Annotated in this window: 24 protein-coding genes; 14 read left to right on the top strand and 10 right to left on the bottom strand. The window is 62.9% G+C overall.

Features of this window, described 5'->3' with window-relative positions; translation table 11 throughout:
* Position 1: 1 nt before the first annotated feature.
* From OKQ63_RS14660 to OKQ63_RS14640, 5 genes are all read right to left on the bottom strand, one after another.
* On the bottom strand, positions 2 to 532 hold the full coding sequence (locus OKQ63_RS14660; RefSeq protein WP_264210795.1) for an ester cyclase: 531 nt from the start codon (positions 530 to 532) through the stop codon (positions 2 to 4).
* Between the two features lie 135 nt (positions 533 to 667).
* Positions 668 to 1588, bottom strand: coding sequence for a carbohydrate ABC transporter permease (locus OKQ63_RS14655; RefSeq protein ID WP_264210794.1), 921 nt, complete (start codon positions 1586 to 1588; stop codon positions 668 to 670).
* Positions 1589 to 1598: 10 nt separating this feature from the next.
* Positions 1599 to 2630, bottom strand: coding sequence for a carbohydrate ABC transporter permease (locus tag OKQ63_RS14650; protein ID WP_264210793.1), 1032 nt, complete (start codon positions 2628 to 2630; stop codon positions 1599 to 1601).
* 66 nt (positions 2631 to 2696) lie between these two features.
* Entirely contained in the window at positions 2697 to 3941 is a 1245-nt protein-coding gene (locus tag OKQ63_RS14645) for an ABC transporter substrate-binding protein (protein WP_264210792.1), read from the bottom strand.
* A gap of 90 nt (positions 3942 to 4031) precedes the next feature.
* Positions 4032 to 5084: an ABC transporter ATP-binding protein gene (locus OKQ63_RS14640; RefSeq protein ID WP_264210791.1), complete on the bottom strand. Its 1053-nt coding sequence runs from the start codon at positions 5082 to 5084 to the stop codon at positions 4032 to 4034.
* Between the two features lie 116 nt (positions 5085 to 5200).
* Here OKQ63_RS14640 and OKQ63_RS14635 point away from each other — a divergent pair, with 116 nt between their 5' ends.
* The 3 genes from OKQ63_RS14635 to OKQ63_RS14625 are packed head-to-tail and all read left to right on the top strand — an operon-like array spanning position 5201 to position 7565.
* On the top strand, positions 5201 to 6205 hold the full coding sequence (locus tag OKQ63_RS14635; RefSeq protein WP_264210790.1) for a nuclear transport factor 2 family protein: 1005 nt from the start codon (positions 5201 to 5203) through the stop codon (positions 6203 to 6205).
* Positions 6202 to 7089 carry an amidohydrolase family protein gene (locus OKQ63_RS14630; RefSeq protein WP_264210789.1) on the top strand — a complete coding sequence of 296 codons (888 nt, stop codon included), beginning with the start codon at positions 6202 to 6204 and terminating at the stop codon, positions 7087 to 7089. Before OKQ63_RS14635 ends, OKQ63_RS14630 begins: the two co-directional genes overlap by 4 nt.
* A complete protein-coding gene (locus OKQ63_RS14625; protein ID WP_264210788.1) occupies positions 7086 to 7565 on the top strand; it encodes a thioesterase family protein in 480 nt (159 codons plus the stop codon). Before OKQ63_RS14630 ends, OKQ63_RS14625 begins: the two co-directional genes overlap by 4 nt.
* A 121-nt stretch (positions 7566 to 7686) precedes the next feature.
* Here the strand turns inward: OKQ63_RS14625 and OKQ63_RS14620 are convergent, their stop codons facing one another.
* Both OKQ63_RS14620 and OKQ63_RS14615 read right to left on the bottom strand, forming a co-directional pair.
* Entirely contained in the window at positions 7687 to 8553 is an 867-nt protein-coding gene (locus OKQ63_RS14620; RefSeq protein WP_264210787.1) for a halocarboxylic acid dehydrogenase DehI family protein, read from the bottom strand.
* 1 nt (position 8554) lies between these two features.
* Positions 8555 to 8929 carry a winged helix-turn-helix transcriptional regulator gene (locus OKQ63_RS14615; RefSeq protein WP_264210786.1) on the bottom strand — a complete coding sequence of 125 codons (375 nt, stop codon included), beginning with the start codon at positions 8927 to 8929 and terminating at the stop codon, positions 8555 to 8557.
* A 305-nt stretch (positions 8930 to 9234) separates the two neighbouring features.
* Between OKQ63_RS14615 and OKQ63_RS14610 the strand changes: the two genes are divergently transcribed.
* The 10 genes from OKQ63_RS14610 (at position 9235) to OKQ63_RS14565 (ending at position 17293) form a co-directional block, all read left to right on the top strand.
* Positions 9235 to 9846 carry an NAD(P)H-dependent oxidoreductase gene (locus tag OKQ63_RS14610; protein WP_264210785.1) on the top strand — a complete coding sequence of 204 codons (612 nt, stop codon included), beginning with the start codon at positions 9235 to 9237 and terminating at the stop codon, positions 9844 to 9846.
* 41 nt (positions 9847 to 9887) lie between these two features.
* A complete protein-coding gene (locus OKQ63_RS14605; RefSeq protein WP_264210784.1) occupies positions 9888 to 10241 on the top strand; it encodes a cupin domain-containing protein in 354 nt (117 codons plus the stop codon).
* Between the two features lie 15 nt (positions 10242 to 10256).
* Complete coding sequence (locus tag OKQ63_RS14600; RefSeq protein WP_264210783.1) at positions 10257 to 11060, top strand: SDR family oxidoreductase; 804 nt, start codon at positions 10257 to 10259, stop codon at positions 11058 to 11060.
* A gap of 58 nt (positions 11061 to 11118) precedes the next feature.
* Positions 11119 to 11835, top strand: a complete 717-nt coding sequence (locus tag OKQ63_RS14595; RefSeq protein ID WP_264210782.1) for a glutathione S-transferase family protein — start codon at positions 11119 to 11121, stop codon at positions 11833 to 11835.
* A 69-nt stretch (positions 11836 to 11904) separates the two neighbouring features.
* Positions 11905 to 12591, top strand: a complete 687-nt coding sequence (locus OKQ63_RS14590; protein ID WP_264210781.1) for a glutathione S-transferase family protein — start codon at positions 11905 to 11907, stop codon at positions 12589 to 12591.
* A complete protein-coding gene (locus tag OKQ63_RS14585; RefSeq protein WP_264210780.1) occupies positions 12588 to 13202 on the top strand; it encodes an NAD(P)H-dependent oxidoreductase in 615 nt (204 codons plus the stop codon). The genes OKQ63_RS14590 and OKQ63_RS14585 overlap by 4 nt, the downstream gene beginning before the upstream one ends.
* Positions 13202 to 15118 carry a monovalent cation:proton antiporter-2 (CPA2) family protein gene (locus tag OKQ63_RS14580; protein ID WP_264210779.1) on the top strand — a complete coding sequence of 639 codons (1917 nt, stop codon included), beginning with the start codon at positions 13202 to 13204 and terminating at the stop codon, positions 15116 to 15118. Before OKQ63_RS14585 ends, OKQ63_RS14580 begins: the two co-directional genes overlap by 1 nt.
* A gap of 10 nt (positions 15119 to 15128) precedes the next feature.
* Positions 15129 to 15839 (top strand): glutathione S-transferase family protein, encoded by a 711-nt coding sequence (locus OKQ63_RS14575; protein ID WP_264210778.1) that lies wholly within the window; start codon positions 15129 to 15131, stop codon positions 15837 to 15839.
* Positions 15840 to 15843: 4 nt separating this feature from the next.
* Positions 15844 to 16500, top strand: coding sequence for a DsbA family oxidoreductase (locus OKQ63_RS14570; RefSeq protein WP_264210777.1), 657 nt, complete (start codon positions 15844 to 15846; stop codon positions 16498 to 16500).
* A gap of 70 nt (positions 16501 to 16570) precedes the next feature.
* Positions 16571 to 17293, top strand: coding sequence for an HAD family hydrolase (locus OKQ63_RS14565; RefSeq protein WP_264210776.1), 723 nt, complete (start codon positions 16571 to 16573; stop codon positions 17291 to 17293).
* Here the strand turns inward: OKQ63_RS14565 and OKQ63_RS14560 are convergent.
* On the bottom strand, positions 17262 to 18179 hold the full coding sequence (locus OKQ63_RS14560; RefSeq protein WP_264210775.1) for a GlxA family transcriptional regulator: 918 nt from the start codon (positions 18177 to 18179) through the stop codon (positions 17262 to 17264). The two genes, OKQ63_RS14565 and OKQ63_RS14560, sit on opposite strands and share 32 nt — an antisense overlap.
* Positions 18180 to 18278: 99 nt before the next feature.
* Here OKQ63_RS14560 and OKQ63_RS14555 point away from each other — a divergent pair, with 99 nt between their 5' ends.
* On the top strand, positions 18279 to 19082 hold the full coding sequence (locus tag OKQ63_RS14555; protein ID WP_264210774.1) for an MBL fold metallo-hydrolase: 804 nt from the start codon (positions 18279 to 18281) through the stop codon (positions 19080 to 19082).
* A gap of 90 nt (positions 19083 to 19172) precedes the next feature.
* On the opposite strand, the gene OKQ63_RS14550 is transcribed toward OKQ63_RS14555, so the two are convergent.
* Together OKQ63_RS14550 and OKQ63_RS14545 are read right to left on the bottom strand one after the other, a co-directional pair.
* Complete coding sequence (locus tag OKQ63_RS14550) at positions 19173 to 19796, bottom strand: Isoquinoline 1-oxidoreductase subunit (RefSeq protein WP_264210773.1); 624 nt, start codon at positions 19794 to 19796, stop codon at positions 19173 to 19175.
* Between the two features lie 14 nt (positions 19797 to 19810).
* Positions 19811 to 21955, bottom strand: coding sequence for a xanthine dehydrogenase family protein molybdopterin-binding subunit (locus tag OKQ63_RS14545; protein WP_264210772.1), 2145 nt, complete (start codon positions 21953 to 21955; stop codon positions 19811 to 19813).
* Positions 21956 to 21958: the final 3 nt, after the last annotated feature.

The following is a 21958-nucleotide window of genomic DNA, read 5'->3' as shown; positions in this document are numbered from 1 at the left end:
CTCAGTTTTCGGGGCGCGGCGGCACTTTCTCGCCGCGGTCAAATGCTTCCCAGCCTTCGCCGTTGAACAGGTCAACGCCGAGCTGAGCGGCTACATGGGCAAAATCGACGTTCACCCAGTTGTCGACGATCTTGCCGTCGACGACTTTCCAGAAGTCCATGTAGCGGATCTCGACTCGCTTGCCGGTGGGTTCGATGCCTAGGAACGTGCCGGAGTGAGTGGCCTCCTGGCGGCCGAATGCGGCGGCCCATTCGCCCATATAGAGGCGGGCTTTGTCGATGCAGACCTTGTCAGAGAAGGCAGCCTGGAACGGGCGCTGCCAGTTGTCCTGGAATTCCTTCAGCCCGGTCTTGGTGCCGCAGCCCTGGTTGCCCATCCAGCGGAAGCCTTCGGAGAAGAATTCGCCGATGTCGCTGATCCGGTGGTCGTTCAGCCCGTCCACCATGTTTTCGATCACGCGGCGGGTTTCTTCAGTCTTGCTCATGTCCGTGTTTTTGGTCAGCACGGCTTGTTCGGGGCGGGAGCCTTTCATGCTCTGTTCCTTAATTTGTTGCCAAGGGATGATGTGATCAGACGAGGAGGAGACGGCCGCCTGTCAGAAAATCCCTTGGCATCCGGTTGAGCGCCGGGTGGCGCGCAACGGCATTATGTCTTGCGGCGCTGCTCATCAGCCTTTCACCGCGCCGGCGGTCAGGCCGCTGACGATCTGTCGCTGGAAGAACAGGATCAACACGAACAGCGGGGCGGTGGCGGAGACCACGGCGGCGACGGCGTACATCACCTTGCCTTCGACCTGTGTGGTCCCGAGGAAACTGTTGATCGCGGGGATGATGGTCTCGTTCTCCGAGCTGAGCAGCATCGCGGTCACCGCGAAGTCGTTGTAGGCGAGCAGGAAGCTGAACAGGCCGGTGGTGATAACGCCGGGCCACATCACCGGAATAATCACGTGGCGGAAGGCCTGGAAGCGGGTGCAGCCGTCGACCATGGCACTTTCGTCCATGTCCTTGGGGATGTTGAGGAAGAAGGAGTGCAGCATCCACAGGGTGAAAGGCTGGTTGATTGCCACCAGCACGATGATTGTGGTCGGCAGGATGCCCCAGATGTTCCACTCGAAGAACGGCAGCAGGTAGCCCGAAACCAGGGTGATATGCGGCATGGCGCGGAACACTAGCGCGGCCATCAGGAGCCAGAAGGCATAGCGGCGGCCGGAGCGGGCGAGGGCGTAGCCGCCCAGAGTGCCGAAGGTGAGTGAGATCACCACGGTGAAAAACACCACGATCCCGGAGTTGATGACGTTGCGCCAGAATTCCTCGTCCACCCAGGCGCCCTGGTAGCCTTCGAGCGTGAAGGCGCTGCCGGTCTGCTGGATCGTGTTGACCCCGTAGATGGCGTTCTGCCAGTCGGTCTTGGAGAAGAAGTCCGACTGCACCTTGAAGCTGCCCCAGAAGGTCCAGAAGAAGGGGAAAGCAGCGATGATCAGCCAAAGCGCCACGAGCGCCAGCGAAACCACTGTGAGCAGAGGGACGCGGGAGCGGGATTTCGGGTTCACTGCCGGGACTGCGATGGAGGATTGTGCATTGGTTGCCATGATCGTGCCCTCAGTGTGCTTTGCGGGAAAAGTCGCGCCAGGTGCGGATCAGCACCGGGGTCAGCAGGATGACCACGCCGATGATGGTCATCATCGAGGTCGCCCCGGCCGAGCCGTAGAGCGGATTGCCGCTTTCGCGCAGGTCGTTGTAGATGATCCAGCTGAGCGAGGTGGCGTGGGCCTCGGCCTTGAAGCTGACGATCGGCTCGAAGACGCGGAAGTTGTCCATCAAAAGCATCAGCGTCACGAAGGACATCAGCGGTGCCAGATGCGGCACGACCACATGGATCATGCGCTGCCACTTCGACGCGCCGTCAATCATCGCCGCCTCCATGGTGTCCTCGGGCACAGTCTGGAGGCCTGCGTAAAAGGTGATGAAGCTGAACGGCAGGGTGTGCCAGACGCCATAGACAATCAGCATGGTCCAGGTCAGCGCGGTGGAGGCCTTGAGGCTGAGCGAGGGATCGTTGAAAATCCGCTGGATGGTGGCGCCGATGACGCCGTCGCTGTCGACCATCCAGAACAGGATCAGGGAGCCAACCAGCGGTGTGACAAGGAACGGCAGCAGCGAGATGAAGATCGACGGGCCCTTGAGGATGCGGGGCAGGTTGTTGACGCCCACAGCAATTGCCAGGCCAAGCGTGATAACGACCGGAGTGACCACTGCCGTGTAAGTCAGCGTGAAAATTAGCGCGCGGTAGAAGGGCAGATTGATGATCTGTTTCCAGAACGCGCCGAAAGTTTCCGTGCTGCTCCAGGCCTCGCCGACCTCGACGAAGGCCAGGTGCGAGCGGTTGATGTAAGTGTTGAGCCCGTTGTACCGGCCCAGGGGCTGCTCTTCCTGCAGTGCGGCTGTGGCCGCGGTATCAACAGTGGTGGTGGGCGTGCAGCCGAACGGGCCGCAGCTCTCGGAAACCACCAGAACCTGCTCGTGCTCGACAAACAGCGACTGGAGGAAAACCGAGACGATGGGCAGCGCGATGAAGAGGATCATCGCGGAAAGAGTCGGCAGGATGAACCAGAAAAATGTGCGGTGCTTCATGGTGTGGGTCTCGGTGTTCAGTCCGGGAAAAGAGAGGGGGCCGGAGCCCCCTCCAGTCGGGGAGGTTTACTTGAGGAAGCCGGCTTCCTTGGCCGAGGTCCGGTAGGCGGTCTCGACATCCGACAGCGCCTGCTCGGCACTTTCACCACCCTTCAGGAAGTCGGTGAGCTCGGAGCCGAGTGCTGCGTGCAGCAGGCCGATCTGCGGGATCATCGGATAGGGCCGGGCCCCGCCCTGCACGGTTCCGGCCACGCCCGCTGCTGCCGGTCCGGGTTCAAAACCCGGCAGCAGCCAGACCGCGTCGTCGTTGTTCTCCGCAACCATTTCGGGGGTCAGGCCGCTGATCAGCGCGGCGAAGGTTGCCTCAGCTTCTTCATCGGAGACATTGGAGGCAATGGAGATGCCATCCCACCACAGGGTGGCCGCCGGGATCGAGCCGCCGCCGACGGTGGGGGCCGCGGACAGGACGGTGTTAGAGGTCACTTCCTCGGTGGAGCCTTCGTCATCCAGGATCGGCGCACCGCGCGAGCCCCACATGACGGCCAGCGCTGCCTGACCGGATTCCCACAGGCCCTGGGTCTCGTTGGAGGCATGGGTCAGGTGGTCCGGGTGGGCGTATTCGGCAAGTGCCTTCATGGTTTCCAGCGTGGCGATGCCCTGCTCATTGTTGATCGAAGGTTCGGCTGAGCCGGGTGCGAAGAACTCGCCGCCGTGGCCGAGGTAGATCATGTTGAAGACTTCGCCTACGTTCCAGCCAGTCTGCAGGTTCATCGCGATGGGATGTTCCATGATGCCCGCAGCGCGGATCTTCTCTGCGGCCTCCAGCACTTCCTCATAGGATGTGGGGATGCTGTCAACACCCGCTTGCTGCAGGATATCCTTGCGCGAGAACAGGTGCTGCGAGTTGGCCATGAAGGCAACCGCCATCACGTTGCCGTCGATGGTGATCAGCACATTCGGCGGGATGCTGTCCTTGTATTTCTCGACCAGGTCATTCAGCGGCCGGACCAGCCCATCGTTCATCAGCTGGGTCAGCGTGGCGTTGGCGAGGATCACCGAGGTGTATTCCGCCGGGTTCGGCGTCAGCGCCGCGTTCATGATCTGGCGCGCTTCGGTGGTGTGGTTGGCAGAAAACTCCTCCGCCGAGCCTGCGCAATTGGCTTCAGCTGCACCGACCACGGCGTGGATTGCCGGGAAGTCGCTGGCTAGGATGCGGATCGACTGGCCCTCGGGGCCGCAATTGGCCGCGAAAGCTGCCGAGCCCATCAGCCCGGTAAACAGCGATGCTGCGGCAAGTCGTTTCAGTAACATATTATTCTCCCTGTTTTATCTGGAATGGATGCAGGCGGCTTGACCCGTTCGATGGACCGCAGCGGCGGAAGCGCCGGCAGGCGGGGGCACTCAGCCCCCGAGCCGCGCGCCGGTTTGACCGTCAAACAGGTGGCAGATGCCCTGCGGCACGGAGATCGACACTGTCTGGCCGATTTCAGCCCGGAAATTCTTGTCCGCCTTTACCGAAACCAGAGCCCCGCCCACGCGCACCGAGATCATCGTTGCGTCGCCCAGCAGTTCCATCGTGTAGATCGGCGCGTTGATCTGGCCTTCGCCGGGTGCCGCGATGCTGGCGTCCTCGGCCCGGAAACCCAGTGTGAGCGGTCCGTCCGAGGCGTTCAGCCCGTTGATTTCCACGTTCTTTGCCCGGAAGGTGCCGCCCTGGATCTCGCCCTCCATCAGGTTCATCGCCGGGTTGCCGATGAAGCTGGCGACAAAAGTATTAGCGGGCCGGTCGTAGATTTCGGTCGGTGAGCCCACCTGCTGAACCACGCCCTTTTTCATCACCACGACGCGGTCGGCCAGGGTCATCGCCTCGATCTGGTCGTGGGTCACGTAGATCGTGGTCACAGCCAGCTCGTGGCTGAGGTTCTTGATCTGGGCGCGGGTGGAGACGCGGAGCTTGGCATCGAGGTTTGACAGCGGCTCATCCATCAGGAAGACATTGGGTTCGCGCACAATGGCGCGGGCCAAAGCAACGCGCTGGCGCTGGCCGCCGGAGAGTTCGGCCGGCTTGCGGTGCAAAAAGTCGTCCAGTTCCACCATCGCCGAGGCGCGGCGGACCTTCTCATCATGAGTCTTGGGGTCGATGCCGCGGACCTTCAGCGGAAAACGGATGTTCTCGTAGACGTTCATATTGGGGTAGAGCGCGTAGGACTGGAATACCATCGCCACGTCGCGGTCCTTGGGTTCCATGTCGTTGACGCGCTGACCGTCGATCAGAATGTCGCCCTCAGAGGCTTCCTCCAGCCCTGCGATCATCCGCATGGTGGTGGTCTTGCCACAGCCCGAAGGCCCTAGCAGCACCAGGAACTCCTTGTCGGCGATGGTCAGGTCGAAGTTGTCGACGCCGACGAACGACCCCCAGCGCTTGCCAACATTCTGCAGTTGTATCTCGGCCATGGCTTCCCCTCTGCCGGCTGTGACCGGCCGTTTTGCATACGAATGCAAAGAGGGTAGACTTATAGATGACTTTTTGGCAAGACTTTTTTGCACACGTATGCAAGGGGCAACCTCTCATGACTGACTTTTCAGCGGAAAAGCAATTAATCCGAAACCTTTACACCGATTTGGACAGGTCGAAGGCAGGGCAAGCAGGCGAGGTGCTTGCGCGGTACTACGCCTCGAATCATATCTGGCGCGGCTACCATCCGTTCCATGAGCAGCAGGGCGCAGAAGCGGTCGCTGACGTGTTCTGGACCCCCTTGCGCGGGTCACTGAAGAATATGCAGAGGCGTGAGGACATCTTTATGGCGGGCGCCAACGAGATGGACGGGTTCGCTTCGGTCTGGGTGGTCTCGATGGGGCATCTGATGGGGCTGTTCGATGCGCCCTGGCTGGGGATCGCCCCGACCGGCAAGATGGCATTCCTGCGCTATTGCGAGTTCAACAAGGTTGAAGATGGCAAGGTTACCGAAACGGCGATGTACTTCGACATTCCGCATCTGATGATGCAGGCGGGCTTGCAGCCGTTCCCGCCGCAGACCGCCGCGCATCTGGTGCAGCCCGGACCGATGACCCATGACGGGCTGATGTTCGACCCGCAGCCGCCGGAGGAGGGCGAAAAGACCCTTGCAACGATCAACGCAATGATCTCCGACCTCGGCCAGTGGAAAAGCGGGCTGAGCCTGGAGGATGAGCTGCGCCGGACCTGGGCCGAGGACATGATCTGGTGGGGCCCTGCGGGGATCGGCGCCACCTATACGATCGAACGCTATGCCAAGCAGCACTCGGGGCCGTTCCGTGCGGGTTTCACAGGCCGCTCCAAGACCAATCACCTCTGCCGTCTGGCCGAGGGCAGCTATGGCGGATTCTTCGGCTGGCCGAATTTCACCTCCCGCCCCACCGGGGGTTTCATGGGGATGCCCGCCACCGGCAAGGCGGGCGAATTCCGGGTGATCGACATCTACCGCCGCGAGGGGGACAAGCTGGCCGAGAACTGGATTTTCATCGATCTGCTGCATTTCTGGAACCAGCAGGGCGTCGACATACTGGCCCGGATGGCAGAGGTGCCGCGCACATGACCGGGTGGATCGACGCGCATCACCACCTGTGGGATCTTGGGGCGGTTCGCTATCCCTGGCTGATGGCCAAGGGGGAGACACGGTTCTTTGGCGATCCGGCGCCGATCCAGCGGGATTACCTGCTGGAAGAATTCCGCACCGAGGCCGCAGTCGAAGGTGTCATTGCATCGGTGCATATCCAGGTGGGCGCCGAGGACTGTCTGGCAGAGGCGCGCTGGGTGCAGTCGGTGGCAGAAGCGAATCCGGACTGGCCGATGGCACAAGTGGTGTTTTGTGACCTGACCGCGCCGGACCTGTCCGAACAGCTCGACCGGTTCCAGAGCCTGCAAACCGTGCGCGGTGTGCGCCAGATCATCGGCCGCGCACCGGGCGAAGACGCGCAAACCGGCACCAATACGCTGCTGGATGACCCGCGGTTTCTGGCAGGATTGCAAGAGGCGGGACAGCGGGGGCTCAGCTTTGATCTGCAGCTGATCCCGGAACTGATGGAGAAAACCGCAAGGGTTCTGGCGCAGGCCCCGGATACCCCGGTGGCGCTGTGTCATGCAGGCTCACCCCATGACCGCTCCGCCGAGGGGCTGACGGCTTGGGGGAAGGAACTGAAGCACTTCTCGCGTCTGCCCCATGTCACTTGCAAACTGTCAGGTCTGGGCATGTTCGAACACAATTGGACAGTGGTCAGCATCCGTCCGATTGTCGAGACCTGCCTGGCGCAGTTCGGCGCCGATCGGGTGATGTTCGGGTCGAACTTCCCGGTCGACAAGCTGTATTCTGATTACCGCACTCTGGCGCAGGCCTATCGCGGGCTGGTCCCGGCAGAGATGCACAGCGCCGTGTTTCGCGGCACCGCGGCCCGGTTCTACAATCTGGAGGCACCACAGTGACGATCTTTGCCTTTGAGACCAAGGTTGTGCCCGAATGGATCGACTATAACGGCCATATGCGGGACAGCTACTATGGGCTGGTGTTCAGCCTGGCCGTTGATGCGATGCAGGATGAGGTCGGGTTCGACGCCGACTATCGCAAACGGACCGGCTGCACGATCTATCTGCTTGAGGATCACAAGTTTTTCCTGCGCGAGGTGAAGGAAGGGGACCGTGTCCGTGTCGAAACGCGGCTGCTGGACTGCGACGGCAAGCGTTTTCACCTGCACATGCAAATGCTAGCCGGCGACAAAATTGCAGCCGCAGGTGAGTTCATGGAACTTCACGTTCAGCAGAAGCCGGAACCGCACGCGACGGCGATCCCGTCTGATATCCTGCGCCGCCTGCAAGCTGCGAAGATATCAGCGTCGGAGCGCCATAAATTGAAACACCGCTCGCGCTCGATTGGGCTGCAAGGCGGGCGGCAGGCGGGATGAGGGCACCGTAAAGTTGCTTCACCAGCCTGGGATACACCCGACAAGGTCGCTTGAATGACGCTCGCCTCTGTTGCCGTCACCGATTTTAACCCGACGCAATAGACATGCCGTCTGGCGGTGGTCAGCCGGTCACAAGCTGCGCGCGCAGGAAGGCGACGTTGAACGCAAGACCAGGCAGAAGCCATTGGAACAACCGCACGACGGCGAGAACTTCATTCGGGTCCGCATCCTGTGCCGCAGCGGCTTCCAGAGCATCCGGCGTGAGACCGGTGGCGTTTGGCAGGCCAAGTGCCAGTTCCACCGCCCGTTCGTGAATGTCCTGGGCCGCGGGTTCGTATCCGCCGGACCGGATCACGGGCTTGAGATCTTCCCAAGCCGCCGCAATATAACTCGGCCAGCGGGCAAAGGCGCGGTAATCGGTATTTACAAACGGCAACCCAAGCGTCTCGCGCAAGTCGGCGTAAAGCGCCGCGGTGTCCGGGCTGGCATGATGGGCCTCCATCAGGACCGGGTGTTCGCCTGCTGCCGCCAGCGCGGACCGGGGTGCGGCCTCGCCTTGCGCGGTCCAAGCCTGGCCTTCCAGCAGCGTCCGGGCCAGCGACGCCATCAGCAGATAGGGCATGTTGCCGGCAGAGAAGACCTCGTTGCAGGCGATGATCTGCTCCAGTTCCGCCGCGTCATAGCCCGCGTCCTCGAGCCGTGTCTTGATGGGCGGCGGGGAGAACGAGCCTGCCCGCATTTCCGCGAAGTTGCGCAGGTCCTGACAGGCCGCGACGAAGGCCTCTGTCGCGGCCACCGGCTCCAGCGCTTTCCAGAACGTTTTGTAGAAGCTTGGATAACGGGCAAAAGCCATCGCCACGACCCCCATCCAAGGCACGCCCAGCCCGCGTTTGGTGCGCTCGTAGATTTCCGCCAGTTCGCCGGTTGCGGCGCGTTCGGGCAAGGGGCGGATGGGCGGCAGCGGGGACGGTTTCAGCCGCTTCAGCACGTCAGGCCTCTGCCGTTATATGCTGCGGCAGTCCTTCACTCCATTTGCGCAACTCGTCCAGGAACCCCAGTGCGGTGCGGCCAAGATCCGTGATCGCGTATTGCACCGACACCGGTGCGGTATCCAGAACCTGGCGGGTCACAAGACCCTGTGCTTCGAGCTGGCGCAGGCGTTCGGTGATCATCTTCTTGCTGGCACCGCCGACCATGCGGGCGAGATCGTTGAACCGGACGGGTTCGTCTTTCAGGTGCCACAGGATGGAGCCGGTCCACTTGCCGCCGATGATCCGCATGCCGCGCTCGATTGCGCAGGGTTCAAAACAGGCGTCGTAGGCGTTGCGGCGGCCTTGGTCGTCTTCTTCCACGCGTGCTCGCATCATTGCCTCCATGGGTTTCCGGAGTGGATTCGGGCCGGCAGGAAAAGTGATCAGGTCACTTTTCGTTGCTTGGGAAACAAATTTCACAATTGTCCAAATTTGTCAACGCGGGCGGGGCGCGGAAGTTTTCCGGTCTTATTTCATGGCCTTAGTCGGGTCATCTGCGAAACCGCCCCATCCTTCCGTGCTGATTTTGGTGGAGGTTACCAAAAGTATACTAGTTGCGGAATGTTTCGTCGTGTCCAGATTGCAGGCTGTGCGGCGGCTGATCCCGCCACGCCGCAGGAAATCGCAAGGAAGACACCATGAGCAATATTCTGATCCTCAACGGCCACCAGCCCTATCCCTTTGCCAAGGGTGAACTGAACGCAGCGCTGATTGACCGTGCCACCGCGTACCTGAAAGCCGCCGGACACGACGTGCGTGTGACTAAGATCGCCGAAGGCTATGATGTCGAGCAGGAAATCGCCAGCCACCAATGGGCCGACACCGTCATCATGCAGTTCCCGGTAAACTGGATGGGTGTACCGTGGTCGTTCAAGAAATACATGGATGAGGTCTATACCGCAGGTATGGATGGCCGCCTGACCAATGGTGATGGCCGCATCGCCGAAGCCCCGAAAGAAAACTACGGCATGGGCGGCTCGCTGACCGGCACCACCTACATGCTGTCCGTTACGCTGAACGCCCCGGCTGAGGCATTCGACAACCCGGCTGAGCCGTTCTTCGAAGGCGCGTCGCTCGACGATCTGCTGCGCCCGATGCACCTGAACGCCAAGTTCTTCGGCATGTCGCCGCTGCCCACCTTTGGCGCCTTTGACGTGATGAAGAACGCCGATGTGGACTCGGATTTCGCCCGTTTTGACGCGCATCTGGCCCATGTCTTCGGTGCCAATTCCGTATCGGAAGTGGCCTGATCCACGTTTGTGGAACTCATTCCAAAAAGGAGGCTCATGAGGTGAGCAACTCTCCCCTGATCACCGAAGGCCAGCGCGCGCCGCTGGCCGACGAAGCGTCGCCCGACATGTATGAAGAGCTGGTGAACACCGGCATTACGCGTCTGGTCCGCATGAAGATGCCGCCGGGTGCGACAGATGAGCCGCACCGCCACCCTGAGGAGATCGTCTACTTCATCAAGGGCGGCCTGCTGTCGATCAAGCTGGAAGATGGCGGAACCCTCGTGAAGGAGGTCCGCGATGGCGATTACATGCACAACGGCCCCTGGACGCATCAGGTCAGCAACGTCGGCACCACCACGGTTGAGGCCGTGCTGTTTGAGCGTCTGGACAATGACGTTGAACTGAAAGGCTGAAGCGAGGGACGACAGATGACCAAGACTATTCTGATCACTGGTGCCGGCTCCGGGCTTGGCAAGGGCGCGGCCTTCGAACTGGCGAAGCAGGGTCATCGCGTGATTGCGACGACCCACGGCGCAAAAGGTGCCGAAACGCTCAAGGCAGAAGCGGCCGCGCTGGGTTTGACGCTGGAAACAGCCAAGCTGGACATCACAAGCGCCGAGGACCGTCAGGCCGCCTTTGACCGCTTTGGCGCCGATGTGGATGTCGTGGTGGCAAATGCCGCCATCGGCGATACCGGCCCGATTGCCGAGGTTGACGTGGACCGCATCCGGAATGTGTTCGAAACCAACGTGTTCTCGACCGTCGAGTTCGTGCAGCCCTATGCGCAGGCTTTTGCCCGCCGTGGACGCGGTAAGGTGGTGTTCGTCTCGTCGATCGCCGGGTTCCTGACCTTCCCGTATCTGGCCCCCTATACCGCGTCCAAACACGCGCTGGAGGCCATCGCAGAACTGATGCGGGAAGAGCTTGAACCGATGGGGGTACAGGTCGCGACCATCAATCCGGGCGCGTACCGGACTGGGTTCAATGACCGGATGTATGACAAGATGGACGAGTGGTACGATCCTTCGAGTAGCATTACGCCGCCGGAAGCGATCCGCAAGGTCCGCGACCTGTTTGCAGGCGACGGCTTGCAGATGGATCCGCAGCCAATGATCGACAAGATGGCCGAGGTCATCGCGGCGGATCACCACAAATTCCGCACTGTTTTCCCGGAAGAGGCGATCAAGGACGTGCTGGATTACCAACAGAAACACTGGACGCTGGAAATCTGAACCCTTCGGGCCTGCGAGGCAACGAGCGGGCCCGGATACTTGCCCTCAGGAGACAATCATGACCCTACCGGACATTCACCTTTACACCGCTGCCACTATGAACGGTTACAAGCCGGTTATTTTTCTGGAAGAAGCTGGTGTCCCCTATGACCTGACTTTCATCGATTTCTCCAAGCAGGAGCAGAAAACCCCCGATTTCCTCAAGCTGAACCCGAACGGAAAGATCCCCACGATCTATGACCGGGCCGAAGATCGGGCCATTTTTGAGTCCGGCGCCATTCTTTGGCATCTGGCCAACAAATACGGCAAGTTCCTGTCAAACGATCCGGTTACCCGGTCGGAAACGCTGCAGTGGCTGTTCTTTCAGGTCGGTCACGTCGGCCCGATGATGGGGCAAGCGATGTATTTTCAGCGCATTGCTGCCCCGAACGGGCATGAGGAGCCGTTCTCGATCAAGCGTTACGTGGATGAATCCCGCCGCTTGATGGAAGTACTGAACACACAGCTGCAAGGCCGCGATTTCATTGCCGGGGAATACTCCATCGCCGACATGATGATCTACCCGTGGGCGCGGGCTTACCCGTGGGCGCGGGTCGAAGTTGACGACTTGCCGCACCTGAAGGCCTGGTTCGACCGCATCGACGCGCGCCCGGCGGTTCAGGAGGCGCTGACCATCCCCAAGGCACAGCCCCAATTCTGGGACGAAAACGCGGATGCCGATGCCTTCCTGAAGGAAAATGCGGCGCGTTTTTCAGGTGATGTGAAAAAAGCCTGATCCTACCTGGCGGGAGGTCTCCGGGCCGCTGCGGGCCGGGGGCAAACCAGATGAGAAAGACGCAATGAAATGAGCATTACACTTGTTGGCTACCCGGTCTCGCCCTTTGTGCGCAAGGTGCGGGTGGTGCTGGAGCAGAAGGGGATCGGTTATACTCTGGACCCCGCCGTTCCCTATACCGAGCGGGAGAAGGTGCTGGCGGTCAACCCGGCCGGCACCGTGCCAGTGTTGCTGCCAGGTGATGGCCTGGCGCCAGTCACCGAAAGCGCTGATATCGCCGCCTGGGCGGAACAGTCGGTGCCGCTGCCGGTGCTGATCCCGCCGCAGCCGGAGCTGCAACAGCGGGCGCTGCGGATTCAGCAGTTTGCTGACAGCCAGATGGCGCAGGTCTTTGGCGGCATGATGTTCGGCCAGCGCATCGTTGTGCCCTATTACTTCGGAAAGGCCGACGGCAAGGAAGACATGGTCGAACATGCGATGACCGTGCTGGCGCCGCAATTGCTGGATTCGCTGGCAGAGCTCTTGGCCGATGCGGACTATGCCGCGGGCACCTTCAGCGTGGCGGATATCGCTTTGTCGAGCTGGTTGCGCGGAGCGGAGCTGGCGGGGTTCGCACTGGACGATGCGCGCTGGCCGTCTACCCGGAGCTGGCTGGATCGCTGCTATGCGCAGCCCGGATACGCCCGCGTGATCGCGGATGAGGAGCAGCTGGAGGTCGTCCGCTGGGCACGCAGCCGTTATGAGGGGGCAGCATGAAGGCCCTGGTTTATCTGGCGCATCCCCGGCCTGACCGGTCAGAGATAAACGCGCCGATGTTCGAGGCTGCGCGCGGGATCGAGGGCATAACTTGCGTCGACCTGTACGGCGAATACCCGTCTTTTGAGATCGACGTCGACCATGAGCAGCAGCGGATCACAGAACATGATGCGATTGTTTTTCTGCATCCTCTGTACTGGTATTCCGCACCAGCAATGCTGAAGGAGTGGCAGGACCTGGTGCTGGAGCATGGGTTCGCTTATGGCCATGCGGGCCACGCACTGGACGGTAAGGTGACCTTCAACGCGGTCACTTGCGGTGCTGCGGCCGAAGCCTACACACCCGAGGGTGCAAATGGCGCGCATCTGCGTGACTTGCTGATGCCATTCGAGAAAACCGCTGATCTATGCCGGATGCGCTACCTGGCGCCTTTCGCGCTGTTCGGCGCGGGGCGCGCGGTGGAAGAGGGGCGGGACCAACCTCACCTCGCCGAGTGGCGGACACTGCTAAAGGCGCTGCGGGACGATAGGCTGGATATTGCGGCCGCCCGCGCGGCGCTGTCGCTGAATGGATTCAAGGCGGCCGGGGTCGCCAAGCTGGAGGCCGTGTGATGGATCTTCTTGCTGCTGGTTTTGTCTATCTGGTTGCCGCGGTGATTGCGGTGCCGCTGGCCAAGCGTCTGGGGCTTGGCTCGGTGCTGGGGTACCTGATCGCGGGGGTGGTGATCGGCCCGGTGCTGGGCGTTGTCGGCGGCGAGACCGTCGACATCCAGCATTTTGCCGAATTCGGCGTGGTGATGATGCTGTTCCTGGTCGGTCTGGAACTGCAGCCCGCGATGCTGTGGCGGATGCGGGCGCAGCTGTTGGGGCTGGGCGGGATGCAGGTGCTGGGCTCCGCCGTGCTGATTGCTGCGGCGGCGCTGGTCTTTGGTGTTGCCTGGCAGGCATCACTGGCGCTGGGGATGATCCTGGCGCTGTCCTCGACAGCGATCGTGCTGCAGACGCTGGGGGAAAAGGGGCTGATGCCGACAGCGGGCGGCAAGGGCTCTTTCTCGGTGCTGCTGACTCAGGATATTGCGGTGATTCCGATGCTGGCGCTGATGCCGCTGCTGGCGGTGAATGCCGTTGCTGGCGGCCATGACGGTCACGGCGATTCCGGCCATGGTGCGCCTGCGGCTGACGCGCACGGGCATGGTCATGGCGCGCCGACGCTGTTCGACACGCTGCCCGATTGGGCGCAGGCGGTGGCGGTCCTGCTTATCATCGGGGGCATCATCGTGGCGGGGCGGACGGTGATCCGGCCGGTCTTCCGCTTTATCGCCGAGGCGCGGCTGCGCGAGATTTTCACCGCCGCGGCGCTGATGCTGGTGATCGGCATTGCGCTTTTGATGAACTATGTGGGCCTGTCGCCTGCGCTTGGCACTTTTCTGGCCGGCGTGGTGTTGTCGGACAGCGAATACCGGCATGAGCTGGAAAGCGATATTGAGCCCTTCAAGGGACTGCTCTTGGGGCTGTTCTTCATCACGGTCGGCGCGGGCATCGATTTCCAGCTGCTGCTGTCCAACCCCGTTGGGCTGGTTGGCCTGGCGCTGGGGCTGATGGCGCTGAAAGCGGGGGTGCTGTACGTGCTGGGCACTGGTTTCGGCCTGCGCGGCGCCGACCGCTGGCTGTTCTCGCTGGGTCTGGCGCAGGCAGGGGAGTTCGCCTTTGTTCTGTTCGGCTTTGCCGCCGGGGCCGGCATCCTGGGTGCCGAGGTGATCAAGCCGATGACGCTGGTGGTGGCGCTGACCATGCTGCTGACGCCGCTGCTGTTCATCCTTTATGAAAAGGTGCTGGCACCGCGTGCGGTCCGGACAGAGGACCGCGCGGCGGATGAGATCGACGAGGCGGGCAGCATCGTGGTGGCGGGCATTGGCCGGGTCGGCCAGATCATCACCCGGATGCTGGTCACTAACGGTCACAAGGTGACGGTGCTGGACCACGATCCCGAAACCATCGAGAACCTGTCGCGGATCGGCTTCCGCGCCTACTACGGCGATGCCACCCGCCCGGACCTGCTGCACAGCGCAGGGCTGGAGGATGCCAAACTTTTCATCGCCGCGCTGGATGACCGGGAAAAGCAGACGGAACTGGTGCATCATGTTGCCAAGACCTATCCGCAGGTCACCATCCACGCCCGCGCCCATGACCGGCATCATGTCTACGAACTGGAGCGGGCGGGCGCCCATCTGGCCCAGCGGGAGACCTTTGAGGGCGCGCTGGCGATGGGCCGCGATGCGATGACCGCCATCGGCTACCACCCGTTCCGTGCCGAGGCCGCCAGCCGCACCTTCCGCAACCATGACCGCGAGGCGCTGGACGGGCTGCGGGAGAGCTGGAACGAAGGCGGGGTGTCGAAAAGCTATATCGATGCCATGCGGGCGCATTCGCAGACTCTGTTCGAGCTGATGAAGGCGGACCGCCATGACACTCACGACCGTTCGGAACGCGGCTGGACCCCGCCGCCCAAGGGAGATGCGAGCCTGTGAGACCCAGGTTATGAACGAGGGTAAACCGGATATCCTTCTGTACACGGCGCCGACGATGAACGGCTGGAAGCCACTGATCTTCCTGCATGAGGCGGATGTGCCTTATGAGCTGTCAGCGGTGGATTTTTCCAAGAAGGAGCAGAAGGCGCCGGAGTATCTGAAGCTCACCCCAAATGGCCGCATCCCAACCATCGTAGACCGCGGCAACGATGGTTTCGCGGTCTTCGAAAGCGGCGCGATCCTGTGGTATCTGGCCGAGAAGTACGGGCGGTTCCTGAGCGATGATCCCAAGGAACGCTCACAGACGCACCAGTGGCTGATGTTTCAGATGGGCGGCATTGGGCCGATGATGGGGCAGGCGATGTACTTCCAGCGCATTGCCCGGCCCAACGGCCACGACGACCCCTATGCAATCAAGCGCTATGTGGACGAGTCCCGCCGCCTGCTGGAGGTGCTGGACAGCCGCCTGCAGGGGCGCGCCTGGCTGGTGGGGGAGGAGATGTCGATTGCCGATATCGCCACCTACCCCTGGGCGCGGTCCTATTTCTGGGCCGGAGTTGATGTCTCCGGCCTGGACCATCTGAACGCCTGGCTCGCTCGCATTGACGTGCGGCCTGCCACCCAGGCGGCGTTGCAGCTGCCGAAACCGCGACCTGCCGTCTTTGGCCAAGGCGACACCGAAGCTGCCGCGGCCGCCAATGCCGCCAATTACAAGGAGTGATCCCATGACCGCAGAAACCCAGCCGATCCGCGTCGATATCGTCTCGGACATTGTATGCCCCTGGTGCGCCATCGGCTATTACCAGCTGGGCGAGGCTGTGCGCGAGACCGGCATCGGGGTGGATATCCGCTGGCACCCGTTCGAGCTGAACCCGAAGATGACGCCGGAGGGTGAGAACCTGCGCGAGCATCTGGCCGCGAAATACGGTACCACCCCGGAGGGTTCGCGCCAGGCGCGGGCGCGACTGACAGAGATGGGCGCGGCGCTGGGGTTCACCTTCAACTATGCTGACGACATGCGTATGTATAACACCTTCCGCGCCCATCAGCTGATCGGCTGGGCGGAGGAGCAGGGCAAGGCGCATGACGTAAAGCTGGCGCTGTTTGCGGCCTTCTTTACTCGGCGCGAGGATGTTTCCAGCATTGATGTTCTGGCCTCGGTTGCCGCTGGCGCGGGGCTGGATGGCGATGCGGCCCGCGCCATGCTGGAAAGAGGCGGTCGCGCCGAACAGGTGCGCGCCAAGGAGCAATTCTGGACCAGCCGCGGCGTCCAGGGCGTGCCCGCGATGATCTTTGAGCGCCAACATCTGGTGAGCGGTGCGCAGGGCGAAGAAAACTATGCCAGTATCCTGCAGCAGTTGAAGGCCGCGCAGGCCGCCTGAACAGCAGTTAGGGGTAGCCGGCGCGTGCTAGCCCGACCTGGTGCGGAATTGCTGATGAGGGAGAAACCACATGAGACTTCAAGACATCAAGGCGCTGACATTTGATACCGGCGGCACCGTGCTGGACTGGCACAGCGGGTTCCGCGATGCATTCGCCGCGGCGGGACAGCGCCACGGGATCAGCCGTGACTGGGCGGCGCTGGCCAATGACCTGCGGCGGCGGTCGATGCAGGCGATGCTGAATCTCGGTGAGGATGGCCCGCCGACATACAACTTCGACGAAGCGCACCGGTTCTGTCTGGAGGCGCTGCTGAACGATGAAAGGCTGGAGACCTTTGACGCGCAGGATCGGCAAGCGATTGCTTGGGATTCACCACATAGGTTCGATGCCTGGCCCGACGTGCGGGAAGGGCTGGCGGCGCTTCGCATGAACCGCATCGTGGCGTCATTCTCGCTGCTGTCCTACCGGCTGATCATCGACAGCTCGCGCCGGAACGGGCTGGTCTGGGATGCGGTGCTGTCATGCGAGGGGCTGGGCCTCTACAAGCTGCTGCCAGAAGCCTACCGGCGGGCGGCAAGGCGGCTACAGCTGGCGCCTGAGGAATGCCTGATGGTGGCTTGCCACCCCTATGACCTGGACGCTGCGCGGCAGGTGGGGTTCCGCACCGCGCTGGTGCGGCGGCCTCGGGAATGGGGAGACCGGATGCCGGAGACGCCTGCACGAGGCGAAACCGGTGCTTATGATCTAGAAGTGGACAGTTTCAACGAACTGGCGGCGGCGTTGCAGGGCTAGGCGCGTTCCAATGCGTGCGCCGGAAGCGGCCGGGGGTCATTCCGGCCTGACGTGAGAAAACCCGGTGAAAGGCTGGCAGGTCGGAATAGCCCACCTCTGCCGCGATCTCTGCCACGCTGCGTCCAGTTGTGGTCAGCAGGTCGCGGGCGCGTTCGATACGCAAGTTCTGCTGGTAGGCAGTCAGGCTGTGACCGGTGGTGCGGGTGAACCGCCGCTGCAGACTGCGCAGCGACAGGCCAACTGCGGCAGCAAGATCGGCGGCACTCAGCGGCTCAGCCAACTGAGCCTCGATCCGTTGCTGCGCGGCTAGAACAGGCCGGTCTCCGTGGTCCATCGGCGGCAGGAAGCGGCGGTAGCGGCGCTGGTCGCGGCGGCCGGGGTCGATGATGAAATGTCGGGCGGTGTCCAGCATTGCGGCGCGGCCCGCTAGCCGCTCAATCACCACCAGCGCCAGGTCGATCCAGGCCATAAGCCCACCAGCGGTCACCAAATCCGTGTGCTCGATCACCAGCCGGGCTGTATCGAGCTGAAGCGCGGGGTATTCCAGCCGTATGCGCGTCTCTAGCCCCCAATGGGTGGTTACTGGACGGCCCCGATCGATCCCTGCGGCGGCAATCCAGTGCAGCCCGGTGCAGGCAGAGCAGATGAGCGCACCCTGGGCGGATTGCTCCGCTAGCCAGCCGGTGACCCAGGGCGCATCCGAGGGATGCACCTCACACGCGGAAGGCGGCAGGATCACGGCGCGGGTATGGGCGGGTGCCAGGTCCGGCTGTGCGACCGTTAGCGGGGCCAGTCCGGCGTGGCTCAGAATGTCATTCAGCCCCAGCACAGCAGAGGGCATGGAACCGGGATAGTTCAGGATCACTGTGGGCTGTTGAGATGGCATGATTGGCGTAACTGGCAAATAGTTTGTCACCGGCGACAATACCTGCCACCTGAGCTTTGCGCCATATCCGGATCACCACACGCGAAAAGGAGAGCGCCCATGCCCAATGCCCCTCATACACTGTCCGTCGGCCAGATCAGCCTTACGGTGTTCGACGACGGCCATTTTGATCTGCCGCTGGAGTATTTTTCCGGCCTGTCCGGCGATCTGTCCCAACGGCTGAGCGCACCGCTGACCATCGGCGCCAACCTGTGGCAGATTGATACAGCCAGCCGTCGGGTCCTGGTCGATACTGGTTCCGGCCAAGCACTGCGGCAGATGTTCCCCGCGACAGGCCAGGCGCTGGAAGTCGTCTCGGGCGAAGCGATCACCGACATCGTGCTGACTCATATGCACGCCGACCACCTGGGTGGGCTGCTGGGCGGCGGATTTTCCGGGGTCCGGGTGCATGTGTCGAAGCCGGAATGGAAGTTCTGGACGCAGGCCGGGCTGGCCGATGCAGTGCCGGAGGAACAGCGCCCGATGATCGAAATGGTGCAGGCAGTGGCCGCATCTTTCGCGGACCGTGTGGTGACCCATGAAGGGGCCGCTGACCTTGGCGAGGGGCTGACGCTGGTGCCGCTGCCGGGCCACACCCCAGGCCACACAGGGCTGCGCCTTAGGTCTGGCGGCGAGGAGCTGCTGATTGTCGGTGACGCGGTGATCTCGGGACAGGTGCATTTTTCCGAGCCTGACGCAGGCTATGCGCTGGACAGCGACGCTGATGCCGCCGCCGCCACCCGCCGCGCGCTGCTGGCTGATGCGGCGCAGTCGGGCACACCGATCGCCGCCACCCACCTGCCGTTCCCGGGTCTGGGCCGGGTCGAGGCGGAGGGCGATGCCTGGCGGTTCGTGCCGCTCTGAGCGGGCCTTTCCGGGTTTGCCAATGGTCTGAACGGAAAATCCGGCGGCTCCGAGGGGCCGCCGGTCTGTTTCTTCGCGCAAGCCGTTGACTCAACCGGGGCAGGCGGCACCGGTTTCGATCCAGTTCTCCGCCAGTTCGGCAAAGGCCTCCCAGGTGCCGGGCGCCGGGGTGCGGCCTTCGCCCGGGGTCCAGGCCCAGCCGACCAGGGAGTCATGGCCCATGTGGTGCGCCACCTCGGTCATGGTGCGGCCTCCATTGCGCTCTGGATCCTTCAACTGGGCGCAGATCTCCGGCACGGTCATGCCGACCCAACCCATGCTGGCGGGTGCCAGCTGCCAGTGCCCGTTGCCGGGCACCGAGCCGCTTTCCCCCAGAAACGGGCGGTTTTCTTCGCCGTGGCAGGTGGTGCAGCGCATCGCGACAACGCCGAAGTTGTCCTCGGTACGCGGCACGGGCGGCGAGTGCGGTTTGCGCTCGTCACCCTGCAGCGGCCCGCTGTTGACCGGGTGGCAGTTCATGCAGCGCGGGTGAGTGATGACCTTGGCCATTTCGCCGAAAATCGCGGCAGAGCGCGCCTCTTCGGGGGCAATGCCTTCGAAAGCCTCGGCAGTTTTCAGGCCATTCACCTCCTGGGCGGCGGCTGCGCCGCCGACGGTGAATTGCGCGAGCAGGGCCGCAACGGTCAGGGCCGCAGCGCGTTTGACGAAGTTCATTATCCGGTCTCCTTTTACGCGCGCACCAGCGGCAGGCGGCGCACTGGCTGGCCTTTCAGGACACGCCAGGCGTTGCTAACGGCCGGTGCAATCGGCGGGGTGCCCGCTTCTCCGATGCCGCCGGGCTTTTCACTGCTGACGGCAAGATCGATCTCGACCTCAGGCATCTCGTGGATCCGCAGCAGGCGGTAACTGTCGAAGTTCTCCTGCGCGACCTGGCCGTCTTCGGCAAAGGTGATCTCGTTGAACAGCGCGGCGCTGAGCCCATAGCCGAGCCCGCCTTCGATCTGCGCCTTAACCACATCGGGGTTGATGGCGATGCCGACGTCTGCGGCCACCCAGACCTTGCGCACGCGGGGTTCACCGTCCACCTCCGAGACCTCGGCGATATAGGCGAAATGGGCGTCATAGCTGGGATGCAGCGCCACGCCGTAGGCCTTGCCGTCAGAACCGTTCACGCCCTGCCAGTTGGCCATTTCCGCCACGCGCTCCAGCACCTTGCGGTCGCGCGGGGACTTGTCGCCTAGCAGCTCCAGACGGCCTGCGACCGGGTCTTTGCCCTTGGCCTGCAGCACCTCGTCCAGGAACACCTCGTTGGCGAATGCGGTGTGCGAGTGGCCGACTGAGCGCCACCACAGGTGCGGCACCTTGCTGTCGGTGCGCACCCAGCGGGCCTCGAAGGCGCCAAAGTCGTAGGGTTTGTGGATTGAGCCCTCAACCGAAAAGGGGTCGACGCCGTTTTGGATCACTACTTCGAAGGCGGAGCCGCCCATGATGCTTTCGGTGGCGAACTTGTCTTGCCAGCCGATGATGCGGCCGGTTTCGTCCAGCGCGGCGCGCTGGCGGTGGACGGCCTGCGGGCGGTAATAGGCGCCCTGGATGTCGTCCTTGCGGCTCCAGACCAGTTTGAAGGTGCCCTGGCCGCCAGCCTTGGCGACCTGGGCCAGCTCCTGAGCGAATTGGCCGTCATACTGGGCGCGGCGGCCGAAGCTGCCGCCGGCCATCAGGGTGTTGATTGCCACCTGCTCGGGCGCGATGCCGAGGATATTGGCGGTCACCTGCTGGTCGACGGTCTGCATCTGGCTGCCCATCCAGATCTCAGCGGCGTCGCCGTGATTCTCGATCACCCCGTCCATCACCTCCAGCGGGGCATGGGCCAGGTAGGGCAGGCGGTATTCGGCCTCGATCACCTCAGCGGCACCGGCAAAGGCCGCGTCCAGATCGCCGTAGGTATCGGCAACCACGCCTTCACCCGTCGCAGCGGCGGCGGCGACCTCTTCCATCTGCTCCTCGGCTGAGCGGGTTTCGGCCTCACTCAGATCCCAGTCGATCTCAAGCGCATCGCGGCCCTTAAAGGCGCAGTAGGTGTTCCTGGCATAGACCGCGACACCGGTGGGGATGGTCTCGACCTTCTCGACGCCGTCAATGGCCAGCGCGGCGGCGGCATCGACGGATTTCACCTTGCCGCCGATCCAGGGCGAGTGGGCGACGGCAACGGTCAGCATCCCCTCCCGGTAGACGTCGAGCGTGAACTGTGCTGCGCCGGTGGTCTTGTCCGCAGAATCGAGGCGCGGGACGTCCTTGCCGATCAGCACGAAATCTGCCGGGTCCTTGAGCTTGGGCTCTTCGGGTGGGGTGCTGTCCTGAGCGGCGGCAACGAGCTCGCCGAATTGCGCCGAATTGCCACTGGCCGCGTGGCTGACGACGCCCTTGGCGACGGTGATCTCATCCTCGGGCAAACCCCATTCGCGGGCGGCGGCCTGCACCAGCATGGAGCGGGCCGCTGCGCCGGCCTGGCGCATCTGGGTAAAGGCATTGCGCACCGCGGTGGAGGCGCCGGTGCCCTGGATGCCAAAGGCGAAGTTCTGATAGGTGGCGGTGTCCGCAGGCGCGTGTTCGGCGCGCATCTGCGACCAGTCGGCGTCCAGCTCTTCCGCGACGAGGGTGGCGAAGCCGGTAAAGGGCCCTTGGCCGAATTCGATGTGCTTGACGATTACCGTGACTGTGTTGTCCTCGGCGATGCGGACGAAGGCGTTGAGGCTGATCGGGCCGGAGGCTGCCTTCGCCGCCATCTTGCCGCCAACAGGAAGATGCGCGCCGATGATAAGGGCTGCGCTGCCGGCCAGGAAGCCGCGCCGGGTCGGGGAGAACTTGGTCATGGA

This window comes from Leisingera thetidis (assembly GCF_025857195.1).
In the GTDB taxonomy this organism is placed as follows: domain Bacteria; phylum Pseudomonadota; class Alphaproteobacteria; order Rhodobacterales; family Rhodobacteraceae; genus Leisingera; species Leisingera thetidis.
This window is presented reverse-complemented; position numbering and strand designations above follow the sequence as displayed.

Excerpts from the sequence above, each read along its gene's own strand:
- OKQ63_RS14660 (WP_264210795.1), bottom strand. The coding sequence starts at position 532 with ATGAAAGGCTCCCGCCCCGAACAAGCCGTGCTGACCAAAAACACGGAC.
- OKQ63_RS14655 (WP_264210794.1), bottom strand. The coding sequence starts at position 1,588 with ATGGCAACCAATGCACAATCCTCCATCGCAGTCCCGGCAGTGAACCCG.
- OKQ63_RS14650 (WP_264210793.1), bottom strand. The coding sequence starts at position 2,630 with ATGAAGCACCGCACATTTTTCTGGTTCATCCTGCCGACTCTTTCCGCG.
- OKQ63_RS14645 (WP_264210792.1), bottom strand. The coding sequence starts at position 3,941 with ATGTTACTGAAACGACTTGCCGCAGCATCGCTGTTTACCGGGCTGATG.
- OKQ63_RS14640 (WP_264210791.1), bottom strand. The coding sequence starts at position 5,084 with ATGGCCGAGATACAACTGCAGAATGTTGGCAAGCGCTGGGGGTCGTTC.
- OKQ63_RS14635 (WP_264210790.1), top strand. The coding sequence starts at position 5,201 with ATGACTGACTTTTCAGCGGAAAAGCAATTAATCCGAAACCTTTACACC.
- OKQ63_RS14630 (WP_264210789.1), top strand. The coding sequence starts at position 6,202 with ATGACCGGGTGGATCGACGCGCATCACCACCTGTGGGATCTTGGGGCG.
- OKQ63_RS14615 (WP_264210786.1), bottom strand. The coding sequence starts at position 8,929 with ATGCGAGCACGCGTGGAAGAAGACGACCAAGGCCGCCGCAACGCCTAC.
- OKQ63_RS14610 (WP_264210785.1), top strand. The coding sequence starts at position 9,235 with ATGAGCAATATTCTGATCCTCAACGGCCACCAGCCCTATCCCTTTGCC.
- OKQ63_RS14600 (WP_264210783.1), top strand. The coding sequence starts at position 10,257 with ATGACCAAGACTATTCTGATCACTGGTGCCGGCTCCGGGCTTGGCAAG.
- OKQ63_RS14595 (WP_264210782.1), top strand. The coding sequence starts at position 11,119 with ATGACCCTACCGGACATTCACCTTTACACCGCTGCCACTATGAACGGT.
- OKQ63_RS14590 (WP_264210781.1), top strand. The coding sequence starts at position 11,905 with ATGAGCATTACACTTGTTGGCTACCCGGTCTCGCCCTTTGTGCGCAAG.
- OKQ63_RS14585 (WP_264210780.1), top strand. The coding sequence starts at position 12,588 with ATGAAGGCCCTGGTTTATCTGGCGCATCCCCGGCCTGACCGGTCAGAG.
- OKQ63_RS14580 (WP_264210779.1), top strand. The coding sequence starts at position 13,202 with ATGGATCTTCTTGCTGCTGGTTTTGTCTATCTGGTTGCCGCGGTGATT.
- OKQ63_RS14575 (WP_264210778.1), top strand. The coding sequence starts at position 15,129 with ATGAACGAGGGTAAACCGGATATCCTTCTGTACACGGCGCCGACGATG.
- OKQ63_RS14570 (WP_264210777.1), top strand. The coding sequence starts at position 15,844 with ATGACCGCAGAAACCCAGCCGATCCGCGTCGATATCGTCTCGGACATT.
- OKQ63_RS14565 (WP_264210776.1), top strand. The coding sequence starts at position 16,571 with ATGAGACTTCAAGACATCAAGGCGCTGACATTTGATACCGGCGGCACC.
- OKQ63_RS14560 (WP_264210775.1), bottom strand. The coding sequence starts at position 18,179 with ATGCCATCTCAACAGCCCACAGTGATCCTGAACTATCCCGGTTCCATG.
- OKQ63_RS14555 (WP_264210774.1), top strand. The coding sequence starts at position 18,279 with ATGCCCAATGCCCCTCATACACTGTCCGTCGGCCAGATCAGCCTTACG.
- OKQ63_RS14550 (WP_264210773.1), bottom strand. The coding sequence starts at position 19,796 with ATGAACTTCGTCAAACGCGCTGCGGCCCTGACCGTTGCGGCCCTGCTC.
- OKQ63_RS14545 (WP_264210772.1), bottom strand. The coding sequence starts at position 21,955 with ATGACCAAGTTCTCCCCGACCCGGCGCGGCTTCCTGGCCGGCAGCGCA.